Origin of the sequence: Streptomyces cinnabarinus (assembly GCF_027270315.1) — a bacterium.
Taxonomy (GTDB): Bacteria; Actinomycetota; Actinomycetes; order Streptomycetales; family Streptomycetaceae; genus Streptomyces; species Streptomyces cinnabarinus.
In genome coordinates, this window is the sequence record NZ_CP114413.1 from 5,540,650 (window position 1) to 5,555,462 (window position 14,813).

12 protein-coding genes are annotated in these 14,813 nt (G+C 71.1%); 8 read left to right on the forward strand and 4 right to left on the reverse strand.

All coding sequences use genetic code 11. The features are described from left to right. Positions 1-43: 43 nt before the first annotated feature. The 3 genes from STRCI_RS25225 to STRCI_RS25235 all read right to left on the reverse strand — a co-directional run bounded on the left by STRCI_RS25225 (position 44) and on the right by STRCI_RS25235 (position 3,491). Positions 44-1,033 (reverse strand): class I SAM-dependent methyltransferase, encoded by a 990-nt coding sequence (locus tag STRCI_RS25225; RefSeq protein WP_269661233.1) that lies wholly within the window; start codon positions 1,031-1,033, stop codon positions 44-46. Between the two features lie 140 nt (positions 1,034-1,173). Then, a complete protein-coding gene (locus STRCI_RS25230; protein ID WP_269661234.1) occupies positions 1,174-2,505 on the reverse strand; it encodes an alpha-2,8-polysialyltransferase family protein in 1,332 nt (443 codons plus the stop codon). Beyond that, on the reverse strand, positions 2,505-3,491 hold the full coding sequence (locus tag STRCI_RS25235) for a glycosyltransferase family 2 protein (protein ID WP_269661235.1): 987 nt from the start codon (positions 3,489-3,491) through the stop codon (positions 2,505-2,507). Before STRCI_RS25235 ends, STRCI_RS25230 begins: the two co-directional genes overlap by 1 nt. A gap of 198 nt (positions 3,492-3,689) precedes the next feature. Between STRCI_RS25235 and STRCI_RS25240 the strand changes: the two genes are divergently transcribed. The 5 genes from STRCI_RS25240 (at position 3,690) to STRCI_RS25260 (ending at position 9,760) form a co-directional block, all read left to right on the forward strand. Further along, positions 3,690-5,036: a DUF6716 putative glycosyltransferase gene (locus STRCI_RS25240; RefSeq protein WP_269661236.1), complete on the forward strand. Its 1,347-nt coding sequence runs from the start codon at positions 3,690-3,692 to the stop codon at positions 5,034-5,036. A 68-nt stretch (positions 5,037-5,104) separates the two neighbouring features. After that, positions 5,105-6,328, forward strand: a complete 1,224-nt coding sequence (locus STRCI_RS25245) for an acylneuraminate cytidylyltransferase (RefSeq protein ID WP_269661237.1) — start codon at positions 5,105-5,107, stop codon at positions 6,326-6,328. A gap of 14 nt (positions 6,329-6,342) precedes the next feature. Further along, the gene (locus tag STRCI_RS25250; RefSeq protein ID WP_269661238.1) at positions 6,343-7,281 is read left to right on the forward strand and encodes an N-acetylneuraminate synthase family protein; all 939 of its coding nucleotides are present in this window, start codon (positions 6,343-6,345) and stop codon (positions 7,279-7,281) included. 99 nt (positions 7,282-7,380) lie between these two features. Further along, the gene (locus STRCI_RS25255) at positions 7,381-8,451 is read left to right on the forward strand and encodes a hypothetical protein (protein WP_269661239.1); all 1,071 of its coding nucleotides are present in this window, start codon (positions 7,381-7,383) and stop codon (positions 8,449-8,451) included. Positions 8,452-8,611: 160 nt separating this feature from the next. Beyond that, a complete protein-coding gene (locus STRCI_RS25260; RefSeq protein WP_269661240.1) occupies positions 8,612-9,760 on the forward strand; it encodes a S1 family peptidase in 1,149 nt (382 codons plus the stop codon). Here STRCI_RS25260 and STRCI_RS25265 read toward each other — a convergent pair. Then, entirely contained in the window at positions 9,741-10,409 is a 669-nt protein-coding gene (locus STRCI_RS25265; protein ID WP_269661241.1) for a class I SAM-dependent DNA methyltransferase, read from the reverse strand. The genes STRCI_RS25260 and STRCI_RS25265 overlap by 20 nt on opposite strands. A 101-nt stretch (positions 10,410-10,510) precedes the next feature. On the opposite strand from STRCI_RS25265, the gene STRCI_RS25270 reads away from it, so the two are divergent. The 3 genes from STRCI_RS25270 (at position 10,511) to STRCI_RS25280 (ending at position 14,784) form a co-directional block, all read left to right on the forward strand. Next, complete coding sequence (locus STRCI_RS25270) at positions 10,511-12,049, forward strand: PH domain-containing protein (protein ID WP_269661242.1); 1,539 nt, start codon at positions 10,511-10,513, stop codon at positions 12,047-12,049. A 218-nt stretch (positions 12,050-12,267) separates the two neighbouring features. Continuing rightward, the gene (locus STRCI_RS25275) at positions 12,268-13,491 is read left to right on the forward strand and encodes a M20 family metallopeptidase (RefSeq protein WP_269661243.1); all 1,224 of its coding nucleotides are present in this window, start codon (positions 12,268-12,270) and stop codon (positions 13,489-13,491) included. Between the two features lie 243 nt (positions 13,492-13,734). After that, on the forward strand, positions 13,735-14,784 hold the full coding sequence (locus STRCI_RS25280; protein WP_269661244.1) for a BMP family lipoprotein: 1,050 nt from the start codon (positions 13,735-13,737) through the stop codon (positions 14,782-14,784). Positions 14,785-14,813 lie beyond the last annotated feature (29 nt).

The window sequence follows — 14,813 nt, forward strand, 5'->3', positions numbered from 1 at the left end:
CCGAGCCCCCCGCACGCCGTCCGTGCGGGGGGCTCGGCCGTTCTCAGCGCCGTACGAGCTTCTTGCTCAGCCGGTTCAGCAGCGAGCCGGAACCCGCGTCGCCGCCGTCCTTCTCGTAGGCCGTCCTCAACTGCTTGAAGTGGTCGGCGCGGGTCCGGCTCAGATACTCGTCGTCGGTCAGCTTCCGCGCGATGGACCAGGCCTGCTTGTGCTGCCCGTCGTAGTGCGCGACATACGCCTTCGCCAGCTCCAGCACCGACCTGAAGGGGATCCCGCCGGTGTGGTCGCGGTCCACGCGCTCCTGCACGGCCGAGATCAGCGTCAGCTTCTCCTCGACGGTGAAGGCGTCCTCGGAGATCCTGCGCAGCACGTCCTCGGGGATCGGCCTGGTGACCTCGAAGGCGAGCGTGGAGCGGATCGGCGGCCCCGCGATCTCGATGTACGGCAGCAGCGCGCCCGTGCTGTGGTGCAGCCACGGCAGCCGGGGCCCGGCGAAGTCCTGGTGCAGCACGACGGATCCGGGCCGCAGCCGGGTCAGGAAGCGCTCCGAGACACAGCGGAAGACCCGGGCCGTCTTGGCGATGTCGATGTGCAGGAACTCGATCGGGCTGGTGTCGTCCGGGTCCGAGGTCTGCCAGATGTCACCGGCGTGGATCTCCAGGAACGGCAGGAAGGGATCGAGCCGCTCACGGAAGTCGTCCAGGAACGAGGTGTCGCCGTCGGCGGGCTTGCTGCCGGCCGAGAAGAACTTCTCGGTGGCGAAGGTGCCCTTGCCGACATGGAAGAAGTCGTACGCGTGCAGCCGCCCTGTCCGCTCGTCGAACACGGGGCTGTCGCGCAGCCCGAGCGCGAGCGCGTACGTCGACCCGCCGCCGCCCGAGCCGAGTTCGACCAGCCGGTCCTCGCCGGTGAGGCGATGGCGGCCGAGCAGGTAGAGGAAACGCAGCTCCCAGGAACTGACCTGGGAATAGGGGAGGTCGTCCGGCAGCTTTACGCCGTCGAGCATGGGGTACAGCCGGCCGAGGTTCGTCATGAGTGCCTCACGGAGTCGGATGGGGCGGCGTTCCGTGATCCTAGGGATTCGAACGCCGCCCACACCATGGATTCATCGGTTTCATCCGACGGTGTGCCACCGTTTCCTCGGCCGTTCCCGGCAGTTCACCGGGTATTGGCTCAGCGGCGAACCGCCTTCCTCAGCGCCTTCGCCCGCCGCACCACCCGGCGTGCGGTGGCGCTGCGCGGCAGGAACGACAGCCGCTCGGGGATACCGCCGGGCAGGCCCAGCGAGGTGAGCCGCTTGCGCTTGAAGTAGCGGTGGGTGCGCGGCGCGAAGTGCTCCGACAGATAGCGCTCGGCGGCCGGACGCAGGCTCGGGTGGATCTGCGGCTGCATGGTGAACCCTATGGCGGCGACCAGCGCGCCCAGGGTGTCCGCCGGGACGGGCTCCTCGCCCGCGCGTCGCTCCAGATCCGGCAGCACCGCGTCCGCCAGCACGGCCGGGATGCGGTTGCTGTTCTGGTACGGCGTCAGCCGCTCCAGCAGCGGCTCGGTGCCGATCCGGGCGACCGGGAGGTCGTAGAAGGCGGAGGCGGTGAACAGCGCGGTGGAGAAGCAGCCGACGACCAGTCCGGGCTGGGACTTCTCGAACAGCACCTCGGCGAGCACCGGGGTGTCCAGCACGGTGAGGTCCACGCCGAGCTGCTCGGCCTCGGCCTCCAGGGCGCGGCTGTAGCGGGCGGGGGCCGTGGGGTGGGGCTTGAAGACGATCGAGCGGTGCCCGCGCTCCAGGGCCCCGCGCATCATCCGGACGTGCAGCTCCTCCTCCGCCTCCGGCGTCATGATGTTCAGCGCGGAGAGGTACTGGCCCAGCAGCAGGGCGCAGTTGTCCGGCAGCACCGGCAGTTCCTCGACGGCGCCCGCGAGTTCGCCCATCACCTTCAGGAACGCCTCGCGCGGCACCACCTCGGCGGGCACGTCGAACTCGGTGAGCAGCATCGGCGTCAGGCCCGGCACCAGGTCCAGGTGGAGCAGCCGCCGCACCCGGGTGCCGACCAGCGGGTCGAGCTTGTTGCGGGTGGGGCCGTAGCTCATCAGGCCGTCGGCGTAGACCTGGACGGGCGCGCCGGTGAAGATCTGGGTCAGGCCGAGCGCCGGGTTGACCTGGATGGACTCCAGAATCAGCTCCACCCGGTCCTCGCCGAGCCCCCACAGCAGCCGCAGGTACCGCTCGAACAGCGGGAGGTCGTCCGGGCGCGGGGTCCAGGCGCCGGGGTGGAAGGGGCGGATCGCCTCGTTGAAGGAGAGCACGCCGTCGAAGTGGTCGCGCAGCGGCTCGAAGCCGGGCATCTCGTCGACGGACGGGGTGGTCTCCGGGCAGGCGGAGTTGTTGAACACCAGCAGCAGCCGCCGGTCCGCCTCGGCGAAGCACTCCGAGTCCAGCGCGGCGGCCAGGGTGGCGGCGCCGTAGAGCGTGGAGACGCAGAAGATCTGGGTCTTACGGGACATCACGCGGCCGCCTTCGCAGTGGTGGCCCGGCGCCGCAGCCGCCGCAGCTTGCTGGCCCGGCGCAGGTCCATGGTTTCGAGCACATCCCCGAGCGCTTCCTGCGGCATCCGCTTTATGGCCGCCGCGCTCATCGCCCGCAGTTGCTTGGCCACGGCCGGTTCCCACTTGGACTCGTCCGACAGATGGTGGGCGATGATCGCACAGTAGGTGCGCACCGCCTTGGGCAGCAGCTGGTCCGCCTCCCGGTCCGCGGCGGTCTCCTCGACGACCTGGTCGAAGGCGCGGATGAAGTCGAGCTGGCGCACATCGCCGATCTGGGTCAGCGAACCGGCCACGCCCCGGCGGTAGAAGACACCGAGCAGCCCCACCACGGCGAACGACTCCGCCTCCCGGTGCAGCTTCCAGATCCACGGCCGGTCCTCGGCCGTGCGCAGCCCGTCGGTGAAGTGCAGCAGGCCCTTGTCCAGCAGCCGGCGGTGGTAGGCGCCGGCCCAGGCGTAGGCGTAGTCCACGGAGGTGGTCCGGTCGGCGGGCAGGATCGCCGCGCGCGGGTCGAGGACCTCGCCGCGGCGGCCGTGCGGCACCCGGTGCACCGTGCGGGCCCGGGCGTTGGCCTGGACGTGGTCGGTGCGCACGAAGTCGCAGCCCAGGTCCTCCAGGGCGGCGGTGAGCTCGGCGAGGTAGCCGGGCGCCAGCCAGTCGTCGCCGTCGAGGAAGGTGAGGTATTCACCGGTGGCGGCGTCCAGACCGGTGTTGCGGGCGGTGGCGAGTCCTCCGTTCACGTCGTGGCGGATGTAACGCACGTGTGCGACATCCGAGAGTTGTTCGGCAGCACGTTCGAGAATGGCGGGAGTTTCATCCTTCGAATGGTCGTCCACCAGGATGAACTCGAAGTCGGCGCGGGCGTTCGCCCGAAGACTTCTGAGGGTGTCCGGGGCGTATTGCTGCACGTTGTAGAACGGCACGATCACGGAAAGCTTTGGCACCCGCAAAAGGGTAGTTGGAACCCCGGCAGCAGAACTTGCCGGTGTACGTACTACGGGTGAACTCAATGTGTCGGAATGGTGTCTCCCGCGCGCTTCTCGGGCTTTGACGGGCCAGTTCGGCTCGCGGTGGTGTGTTGTTAACTCTTCGTTGATTCTCGGTTGGGCTATACCTAGGAAATGGTTCCTAGCGTCTTCTTCGTGCCAGCAAGTACACCGAAGTCGCCGCGTATCGCCGTCCTGGCGGACTCTGACACCCGCTGGAAATGGGGTGCGCTGACAGCGGGCCGCATCGCCCCGGGCCCGTCCATGGAAGCCGGAGCCGAAGGCGGCACGCAAGTCGCCCCCGCCCTCAGCGGATTCCTGCTGCGCGGCCGGGCCACGCCCACCGCCCGCCAGCTGGCGGAAGTCGGCGTGCGGGCGGAGTCGCTGCGTGAGGTCACGGCGCCGGAGTTCCTGCGCACGATGGCCGAGGAGGAGTACGACATCGTCGTGCTCGCCCTCGTCGGCGGCGGTGTCCAGGCCATGCTGCACGGCCTGCAGCGGGTCTGGGAGGGCCGCGAGCGGCGCCCCGTCGTCGTCACCGGCTACGTCGGCGTCGTCTACGAGAAGCTCGCCGACGGTCTGCTGCTGCGGCACGGCGCCGACCTCGTGCTCGCCAACTCCCGCCAGGACGCCGAGCGGTTCCGCGCGGTCTACGAGGGTGTCGGCGCCGACGCCTCGGCCGTCACCGAGGTGGCGCTGCCGTTCCTGGGCGGCGCGCCCTACGAGGGGGAGCGCGACTCGTACACGGTCGTCTTCGCCGCCCAGCCCTCCGTCCCGGAGAACCGCAGGGACCGGACGTACCTGCTGAACCGGCTGGTCCAGCACGCGCGGCTGCACCCCGAGCGCGAGGTGCTGCTCAAGCTGCGCTCCAAGCCGGGCGAACACACCACGCACATCGAGGAGTTGCCGTACCAGAAGCTGGCCCAGAAGCTGGATCTGCCGGACAACTTCCGGCTGGTGTACGGCCACATGGGCGAGGTCCTCGACCGTACCGACCTGCTGGTCACGGTCAGTTCGACGGCCGCGCTGGAGTCACTGCACCGCCGGATCCCCACCGTCGTGCTCACCGACCTCGGGGTGCGCGAGACGCTCGGCAACCACCACTTCGTCGGCTCCGGCTGCCTCGCCTCCTGGGACCAGCTGGACGACGGACACCGTCCGGCGCCCGACGAGGAGTGGGTGGCCCGGCAGGGCGTCGCCGCGGACGGGGCGTACGAGACCGCGTTCGACGCGGCCCGGGAGCGGATCGCGAAGCTGCTCGCGCCTTCGGCGGTGCTGCCGCCGCTGACGCCGTACTACACGCCTGTCACGGCGCCGGGTTATCTGCCCGGGATCCTCGCCCGGCATCACCTCGGGCCCGACGGCAGCGTGTTGCCGGGAGCGCCGTCGGCCGACAAGGAGCCGGGGCCCGTCCGGCAGATAGTGCGGCGGGCCGCCCGGGGCGCCTATCGGCACGGGGTGCAGCGCGTCGCGCCCGTCATCCGGCGGATGGGGGAGCTGTGATCCCCGCGCCCCAGGAGAGCGGCCTCGCCGCCCAGACCTCTGCGAACTCTGCACAAGGAGTGCAACCCATGTCCGACTCGCCGACCGGCGCCTCCGTACGCCGTGTGCTCGCGGTGATTCCCGCCCGCGGTGGCTCCAAGGGTGTGCCCGCGAAGAACCTCGCCCCCGTCGGCGGTGTGCCGCTGGTCGCCCGTGCCGTGCGCGAATGCCTGTCCGCCCGGCTGGTGACCGATGTGGTCGTCTCCACCGACGACCAGGCGATCGCCTCAGCGGCCCGCTCCGCCGGTGCCGAGGTCGTGCTGCGGCCCGCCGCCATCGCCGGGGACACCGCCACCTCCGAGGCCGCCGTGCTGCACGCCATGGACGGCCACGAGGCGCTGCACGGCTCCCCGGTCGACGTGGTGCTGCTAGTGCAGTGCACCAGCCCGTTCGTGATCCGCGAGGACATCGACGGAGTCGCGGCGGCGGTCGTGGAGAACGGCGCCGACACCGCGGTCACCGTGGCCCCCTTCCACGGCTTCGTCTGGCGCGACGCCGAGGAGCCCGCGGAGGGCGGCGTCGGCGTCAACCATGACAAGTCCTACCGCCCCCGCCGCCAGGACCGCCCCCAGGACTACCTGGAGACCGGCGCCGCCTACGCGATGGACGCGGCGGGCTTCCGCAAGCACAACCACCGCTTCTTCGGCCGTACGGAACTCGTCCGCACCGACCCGGCCCGGGTCCTGGAGATCGACGACCCGCACGACCTCGCGCGCGCCCGCGCCCTCGCGCCCCTGTTCGACGCGGACCGCCCCGGTTCGCTGCCGACCGCCGATGACATCGACGCGGTCGTCCTGGACTTCGACGGCACCCAGACCGATGACCGGGTGCTGATCGACGCCGATGGAAAGGAGTTCGTCTCCGTGCACCGCGGAGACGGCCTCGGCATCGCGGCCCTACGCAAGAGCGAGTTGCGGATGCTGATCCTGTCCACGGAGCAGAACCCGGTCGTAGCCGCCCGCGCACGCAAGCTCCAGATCCCCGTGCTGCACGGCATCGACCGCAAAGACCTCGCGCTGAAGCAGTGGTGCGAGGAGCAGGGCATCGCGCCGGAGCGCGTGCTCTACGTCGGCAACGACGTCAACGACCTCCCGTGCTTCGCCCTCGTGGGCTGGCCCGTGGCGGTCGCGAGCGCCCACGACGTCGTACGCGGCGCCGCACGCGCGGTCACCACCGTCCCCGGTGGCGACGGCGCCATCCGAGAGATCGCCAGCTGGATCCTCGGCCCCTCTCTCGATTCCCTCACCAAGTAAGGACTGTTTCCGCCATGAGCAACTCCCGTCTTCGCACGTTCGGTTCGTCCCGCCTCGCGGGCCCCGGTCAGCCCGTCTACATCTGCGGCGAGATCGGCATCAACCACAACGGCGAGCTGGAGAACGCCTTCAAGCTGATCGACGTGGCGGCCGAGGCCGGCTGCGACGCCGTGAAGTTCCAGAAGCGCACCCCCGAGATCTGCACCCCGCGCGACCAGTGGGACATCGAGCGCGACACCCCCTGGGGCCGGATGACCTACATCGACTACCGCCACCGGGTGGAGTTCGGTGAGGACGAGTACCGCCGGATCGACGAGTACTGCAAGGAGAAGGGGATCGCCTGGTTCGCCTCCCCGTGGGACACCGAGGCCGTCGCCTTCCTGGAGAAGTTCGACGTCCCCGCCCACAAGGTGGCCTCCGCCTCCCTGACGGACGACGAGCTGCTGCGATCCCTGCGCGCCACGGGCCGCACGGTCATCCTGTCCTCCGGCATGTCGACCCCGAAGCAGATCCGCCACGCGGTCGAGGTCCTGGGCAGCGACAACATCCTGCTCTGCCACGCCACGTCGACCTACCCGGCCAAGGCCGACGAGCTCAACCTCCGCGTGATCAACACCCTCCAGGACGAGTACCCGAACGTCCCGATCGGCTACTCCGGCCACGAGACGGGCCTGCAGACCACGCTGGCCGCCGTCGCGCTCGGCGCCACCTTCGTCGAGCGTCACATCACCCTCGACCGCGCCATGTGGGGCTCGGACCAGGCCGCGTCCGTCGAGCCGCAGGGCCTGCAGCGCCTGGTGCGCGACATCCGCACCATCGAGGCGTCCCTCGGCGACGGCGTCAAGAAGGTCTACGACTCCGAGCTCGGCCCGATGAAGAAGCTGCGCCGCGTCCAGGGCGTCATCGCCGAGGCGGAGATCGCCGCGGCGGCCGGCGAGCCGGTGTCGGTCTGACCTGATCCAGAAGGATCTGTCACGATCTGATCAGATCCTTTCGGAATCACCCTGATTCATTCCTCCCCGCTTCCCCTACGACGGGACGGTCGTACGTAGATGAGCCCCCGCGCCGGGAACGCCGGCACCCGCACTCTCGCGTTCGTGGAGAGTCCGGTACAGCTGCTGAACGTGCTGGAGTGGGCGTATGCGCAGGAGCATGCGCTCGGCGCGGGGCTCACCGTGGTGGTCCTGGCCCCGGTCGATCCGATGACCCGTGGCCAGCTGCGCCGTATGGCGGAGCTGGCGCGCGAGGAGGGGCACGAGGTCCGCTGGGAGGAGGCGCGGGGCGGCGCGGCGGCGCCGTTCCACACGATCGGGGGCCTGGCGGGCACGCTCCGCCGGGTTCCCCGGGTGGTCCTGGGGGACCCCTTCTCCCGCTACGTCCAACTCCTGCTGACGATCACCCGGGCCCGGGACCTGGTGGTCGTGGACGACGGTACGGCGACGATGGAGTTCGTCGGCCAACTGGCCCGCGGTGAACGCCTGGTGCGCTGGCACCGCAAGGGCGGCCGCCCGGGCCCCCGGGACCTGATCCTCGCCCCGGCCTCCTCGGCGGCGCGGCGCAAGCTGACGCCGGGGGAGAAGCGCAGGGTGGAGATCTTCTCCTCGATGCCGATGGAGGAGACCCTGCCGGGCCTGACGGTGTCGTCGAACGACTTCGCCTGGACCCGCTCGCGCTTCGGCCCGCCGCGCATCAGCAAGGGCGCCGACATGGTCGGCACGTCGCTGGTGGAAACGGGCGTGGTGGACGCCGACCGCTACCTGGACGCGGTCCGCTCCCTGGCCAAGACCCACGGCGCGACGCGCTACTTCGCGCACCGCCGCGAGAGCACGGAGAAGCTGCACCGCCTGGCGGTCGAGACCGGCCTGGAAATAGTCCGCCCGGACCTCCCCCTGGAACTGATCGCCCGCCGAGGCCCGATAGGGCGCACCATCCTCAGCTTCCCGTCCACGGTCGTCCACACCCTCCCCCTGGCCCTGGTCGGCACGGACGTCCGGGTAGCGGTCTGCGACATCGACCCCACCTGGCTCACCACCCACGCCTCCCCCCGAGCCCAGGGCTTCCTCTCCGGCGTAACGGGCTCGGCGAAGGACGTCCACCGCCTGGCGGCGGTGAGCGCGACCTGAGCCGCCGCGTGCGGCCACGGCGATTTCCGGGAACCCGGCCGCTGGACGACGGCTGAAACTTGGTATGGACCTGCCAAGGTGATGGTCCTACGGTGCGAGCGGTGTGCTCGTGAGAGCGCTCTCAGCCCTCCCGCTCCCCAGGACCCCACCAGGAGGCCCCATGAAACGCACCGTCGCCCTGCGCGCCGCCGCAGCGGCCCTGTTGCTCGCCACCGGACTCGGTACCGCCCAGGCCGGTGCCGCGAGTGCCGCTCCTTCCGCCACGCGGACCGAGGCCTCCGTCTCGCCGGGGATGCTTGACGCCATGCGTCGGGATCTCGGGCTCACCGAGGCACAGGCGAAGGAGCGGCTGCGTGCGGAAGCCGCCGCCGTGGGTACCGAGAAGGCCGCCCGGGCCGCTGCCGGGCGGGCGTACGGCGGCTCGTGGTACGAGGCGTCCACCGGCAGAGTCGTCGTCGCCCTCACCGACGGGGCCAAGGTCGACGACGTGCGCGAACTCGGCGCCGACACACGGCTCGTGAAGCACAGCGCCGCTGCCCTGGACCGCGCCAAGTCACGGCTCGACTCGCTGTCCGCGCCGGCCGGGGTCGCCGGGTCGCACGTCGATGCCGAGGCCAACTCGGTCGTGGTCACCGTTGTGCGCGGCGAGCGGAACGCCCCCGCGGTGCGGGACTTCGTCGAGCGCGCACACCGCAACGGTCCCCTCACCGTCGTGCAGACCTCCGAGGCTCCGCGCACCTACGCCGCCGGCACCGTCGGCGGTGACCCCTACTACACCGGCAACGTCCGCTGCTCGATCGGCTTCTCCGTGCACGGCGGCTTCGTCACGGCCGGCCACTGCGGGCAGGCCGGGGCGTCGGTACGCGGCTGGGACGGCTCGGCCATGGGCACCTTCCAGGGGTCCTCGTTCCCCGGCAATGACTACGCGTACGTCAGCATCCACAGCGGCTGGTGGACCGTACCGGTCGTACTCGGCTGGGGAACCATCCCGGACCGTCTCGTCCGCGGCTCCGCGGAAGCGCCGGTGGGTACGTCCATATGCCGCTCCGGCTCCACCACCCACTGGCGCTGCGGCACCGTCCTGGCGAAGAACGAGACCGTCAACTACAGCCAGGGCGCGGTCCACCAGATGACGAAGACCAGCGTCTGCGCCGAGGGCGGCGACTCCGGTGGCTCCTTCATCAGCGGTGACCAGGCCCAGGGCGTCACCTCCGGCGGCTGGGGCAACTGCTCCAGCGGCGGCCAGACCTGGTTCCAGCCGGTGAACGAGATCCTCTCCCGCTACGGGCTCACCCTCCACACCGCCTGACCAGCAAGAACGCCCGAGCCCTCGTCTCCTCCTCCACCGGCTCCCGCACCACCCTCGCCCGGACCTGGAGGCCCGCCTTGCCCAGGTGGGCCTCCACCGTCTCCGGCGTGCGCAGGTAGTAGTGCAGGGAGATGTCCTTGCCGAACCGTTCCGTCAGGTGCATGAGTTCGTCTGAGTCGCCGGTCTGGAAGGAGAGGAGGGCGTGGCCGCCCGGGACCAGGACGCGGTGGAACTCGGCGAAGGCCGCCGTCAGGTGGTCCGTCGGGATGTGGATGGTCGAGTACAGGGCGGTGATGCCGCCCAGCGTCTCGTCCGGCAGGTCGAGGGACGTCATCGTGCCGACGTGGAAGCGCAGGTGCGGATGGGCCTCGCGGGCCAGCGCCACCATCCGCGGGGAGACGTCCACCCCGAAGACCGGGACGCCGAGGGCGTGCAGCCGGGCGGTGACATCGCCGGGACCGCTGCCCAGGTCGCCCACCGGCGCCGTACCGTGCGCGCGTACCTGCTCGGCGAAGGCGGCCAGCAGAGCCCGCTCCAGGGGATGCCCGGCCAGGCTGTCGGGGTGGCGGTCGGTGTAGGGGGTGGCTATCGCGTCGTACGACGTCCTGGTGGCCCGTACGAAGTCCGGGTCTGTGGTCGGATCCGTCACGTGGCCGGAGCCTACCCAGGGCAGCGGTGCGCCGTCGGCAACTTCACCCATCGGAAAGCTGCCGGACACCGGACAGGTCCCCGCGTCCTGAGCACGTCAGGATGGTCGGCGTGAACAGCGGTGGTGTGGGTGACGTCGTCCTTCGGTCGCGATGGCGGCGGGCCCTCTGGGGTGTCGTCGGGATCACGGCCGCCGGCGTCCTCCTCGCCGCCCTCGGCCTCGCCCTGGGCGGTCCGGCGCCGCTGGCCGGTGCCGGCGCGCTCTTCCTCGGCCTCGGTCTCGCCGCGCTGCGCTCCGCCACCGCCGAGGTCCGCGCCGACGCCCGCGGCATCCACACCCGGGGCCGGACCACGCCCTGGCCGGACGTCGCCGACCTGCGCGTACGGGTGAAGACCTGGCCCCGGGGCGAGGAGTCCCGGCACGTCCTCGTGGCCCCGCCCCAGGGGCCCGCGCGACAGCTGCCCCTGCCCGTCGGGTGGGGCGGCGCCGACCAGGACTTCGACACCGGCCTGGAGGCGTTGCGCGCCCTGCACCGGCGCCATGGAAACCCCGAGTCGGACCATCTCGTCGTCGTCTCCCGGCGCACCGCCGGACGCGGCTCGGTCTGGTCGCCGGTCCTGTGTGTCCTGCTGCTGGCGGGCGCGGGCCTCACCGCCTGGTTCGTCCCCCGGGCCGACGCCGACCGGCGGGCGTGGGAGGCGGCCGTCCCGTGCGCCGCCGCGACCCCCGCCGAGGACCGGCGCGAGTGCCTGACGCGCATCCCGGCCGTGATCGAGCGGACCGACGACGACGGGCCGAAGCGCGGCGGCGTGCTGTACTTCGCCGACGACCGCCCAGTCGACCGGCTCCGGGTCTCGCAGGAGGCGGTTCAGGAGTTCGGGCCCGGGGACGAGGTGGAGCTCACCGCCTGGCGCGGCGAGGTGCGGGAGATCGCCGGGAGCCGCTACGTCTGGCGCGAGCATGTCGCCCCGCCCGGTGACCTGGCCGCCGTATCGGCCGGACTCGCCCTCGCCGCCGGATACCCCGCCGCCCGGATGCTGACGCGCCGCCGCGGCCGCCGCCTCCCCGACGGCGAGGTCCTGCCCTCGGCCCTGCCCTTCGCCGCCGTCCTCGCCGGGACCGGAGCCTGGCTGCTGCCGCTGTGCCACCGCCACCCCACGACCCTCCTCGACTCGCCCACGACGATCATCTGGGCGGTCGCGGGCACCGCCGCCTCGCTGGGCATGGCCGCCCTGGCCTGGCGCGCCACCCGGGTCCGGCCCCCCGGCGACACGGACGCCCCCGCCGAGCAGGGGGAAGTCTTCGTGCGTGCCCACTTCCTGGAGTCGACCGACTACAACCCGCACGGCTTCGGCACCCACATCGCCCTCGGCGGCGACGAGCCGCCCGCGGTGACCCCCGGCCCCGACCGTTTCGCCGCACGGACCGTCCCCGCCCGGCGGCTCACCGTCAGGCAGGTGCGCCGGGCCCGGGGCACCGACGGCGACCTCGTGCCCCGGAGCTGGCACATCGCCGAGCTCGACGACGCCGGCACCCCGGTCCGCCTGGCCGCCGCCCCGGCCGATCTGACCCGCGTCCTGCGCGCCCTGGCGGCCGCAGGAACGCTCGAGGACGCCTCGACTCCGGGTTCCGACAGATGAACAGAACCGACGCGGCCGTGCGGGGCGTGGTAAGGGTTGGTAGGAGAGCGGATGGGTGGTCATGATCGACTCGCTCGAAAAGTGAGGGAGTTTACCCATCCCAACCCACGCCTATGCGCCTGGCGGTCAGTTTTTCTTCCCCTAACGGGCTGAACTTTTGTTGATCGAGGGTCAGTTGACCACCCGGGCGTCCTACCCTTCAGAGGGTGAAGCAATTGATGTCCGTAGAGTCCGAGGCCGATCTGCCGGGGGACGCCGGGGAAGCACTGCTTCCCGGCACGCTGCCCGAGTCGCTGCGTGCCGAACTCGTCGCGTTCCGTCGCGACTTGCACATGCACCCCGAGCTCGGCAACCAGGAGTTCCGTACCACCGCCGCGATCAAGGAGCGCCTTGAGCGGGCGGGTCTTGAGCCGCGGGTGCTCGCCGTCGGGACCGGCCTCGTCTGTGACATCGGCAACTGGGACGACGGGCTGCCCGCGCTCGCCCTGCGGGCCGACATCGACGCCCTGCCCATCCCGGACGCCAAGACGGAGTGCGCGTACCGCTCGACCGTGCCGGACCGGGCCCACGCCTGCGGGCACGACGTGCACACCACCGTGGTGCTCGGTGCCGGGCTCGTCCTCGCCGACCTGCACCGCAAGGGCCTGCTGCCGCGGCCGGTGCGGCTGATCTTCCAGCCCGCCGAGGAAGTGCTGCCCGGCGGCGCCGCCGACTCCATCGAGTGCGGGGTGCTGGAGGGCGTCGGCCGGATCGTCGCCGTGCACTGCGACCCCCGGGTGGACGCCGGGAGGATCGGTATCCGCGAGGGTGCCATCACCTCCGCCTGCGACCGGCTGGAGATCGCGCTGGACGGCCCCGGCGGCCACACCGCGCGCCCCCATCTGACCACCGACCTGGTCACCGCGGTCGCCCGTGTCGTCACGGACGTGCCCGCACTGGTCGCCCGGCGCGTGGACACCCGTAGCGGACTGGCCGTGACCTGGGGCCGGATCGAGTCGGGCCACGCCCCGAACGTCATCCCGCAGCACGCCGAGCTCTCCGGCACCGTGCGCTGCCTGGACCTCAACGCCTGGCGGCAGGCCCCCGACATCGTGGTCGCCGCGATCGACGAGGTCGCCAACCTGCACCGGGCCAAGTCCGAGATCACCTACGTCCGTGGCGTCCCGCCCGTGGTCAACGACCCCGGGATCACCGAACTCCTCCGCGACGCCATGATCGCCCGCCGCGGCCCCGAGTCCGTCGAGGGCACCGAGCAGAGCCTCGGCGGCGAGGACTTCTCCTGGTACCTGGAGCACGTCCCCGGCGCCATGGCCCGCCTCGGCGTCCGCACCCCGGGCGAGCGCACCATCCGCGATCTCCACCAGGGCGACTTCGATGTGGACGAGCACGCGATCACGGTGGGTGTGGAGCTGTTCACGGCGGCGGCCCTGATCGATCTCTGATCGGACCCGTCCCGGTTGCGGCCGGAGCCGGGCGGGTGGAGTCTGGCCGCATGGCGCTCAGACATGCGCACCGATGTCCTGAAGTGCACCTTTTGGTTCCGTGGTTCACGGGGACGTAACCGGCCATCGGCACGAATGGATAACGGCCACGCGATACCCCGTTCCCAGGAGTGTCTACGCGCGTTAATGTGCGCCGAACTCAGGCACCCATCGCGGGGCTTTTGGAGAATGGGGAACTTCACGATGCGTCGGACATCCAAACTGACCCGTATCGCGGTGGGGGTCGCGTCGATCGCGCTCGCCGCCACGGCGTGCGGTGGTACGAGCAGCGACAGTGACAGCAGCAGCGAGACCTCCGGCGACCTCGGGCTCGCCATCGCGTACGACATCGGCGGCAAGGGCGACCAGTCCTTCAACGATGCCGCGTACGCCGGTATGCAGAAGGCCCAGAAGGAGTTCGGCTACAAGACCGCCGACATCGAGCCCACCGAGGGTGAGACGGACGCCGACAAGGAGCAGCGTCTGGCCTCCCTCGCCAAGCAGGGCTACAACCCGGTGATCGGCGTCGGCTTCGCCTACGGCCCCGCGATGGAGGCCGTGGCCTCGAAGTACCCGGACACCACCTTCGGCATCGTCGACTCGGTCGTCGAGGGTGACAACGTGGCCTCCCTGGTCTTCGCCGAGGAGCAGGCGTCCTACCTCGCCGGTGTCGCCGCGGCCAAGGCCACCAAGACCAACACCGTGGGCTTCGTGGGTGGCGTGGACGTCCCGCTGATCCACAAGTTCGAGGCCGGCTACAAGCAGGGCGTGGCGGACACCAACCCCAAGGTCAAGGTCGTCTCGCAGTACCTGACCCAGACCGCGGAGGAGGGCGGCTTCTCCAGCCCCGACAAGGGCAAGGCCGCCGCCGAGGGCCAGATCGAGAAGAAGGCGGACGTCGTCTACGCGGCCGCCGGTCTCTCCGGCCAGGGCGTGATCGAGGCCGCCGCCAAGGCGAAGGTCTGGGCGATCGGTGTCGACTCGGACCAGTACCAGCAGGAAGCGCTCTCGGCGTACAAGGACTACATCCTCACCTCCGCCCTCAAGGACGTCGGTGGCGCGGTGTTCACCCTCGCCGAGTCCGTGCACGACGACAAGCCGCTGACCGGTGTCCAGACCTTCGACCTGAAGGTGGACGGCGTCGGCCTCGCGGAGAGCAACCCGAAGATGGCCGAGATCCCGGGTCTGACGGACGCCGTGGCCAAGGCCAAGGAAGCCATCGTCGCGGGCGACATCAAGGTCAACACGGAGTAACCGTCAGCGCCCGATCGGGCTAATCGCGT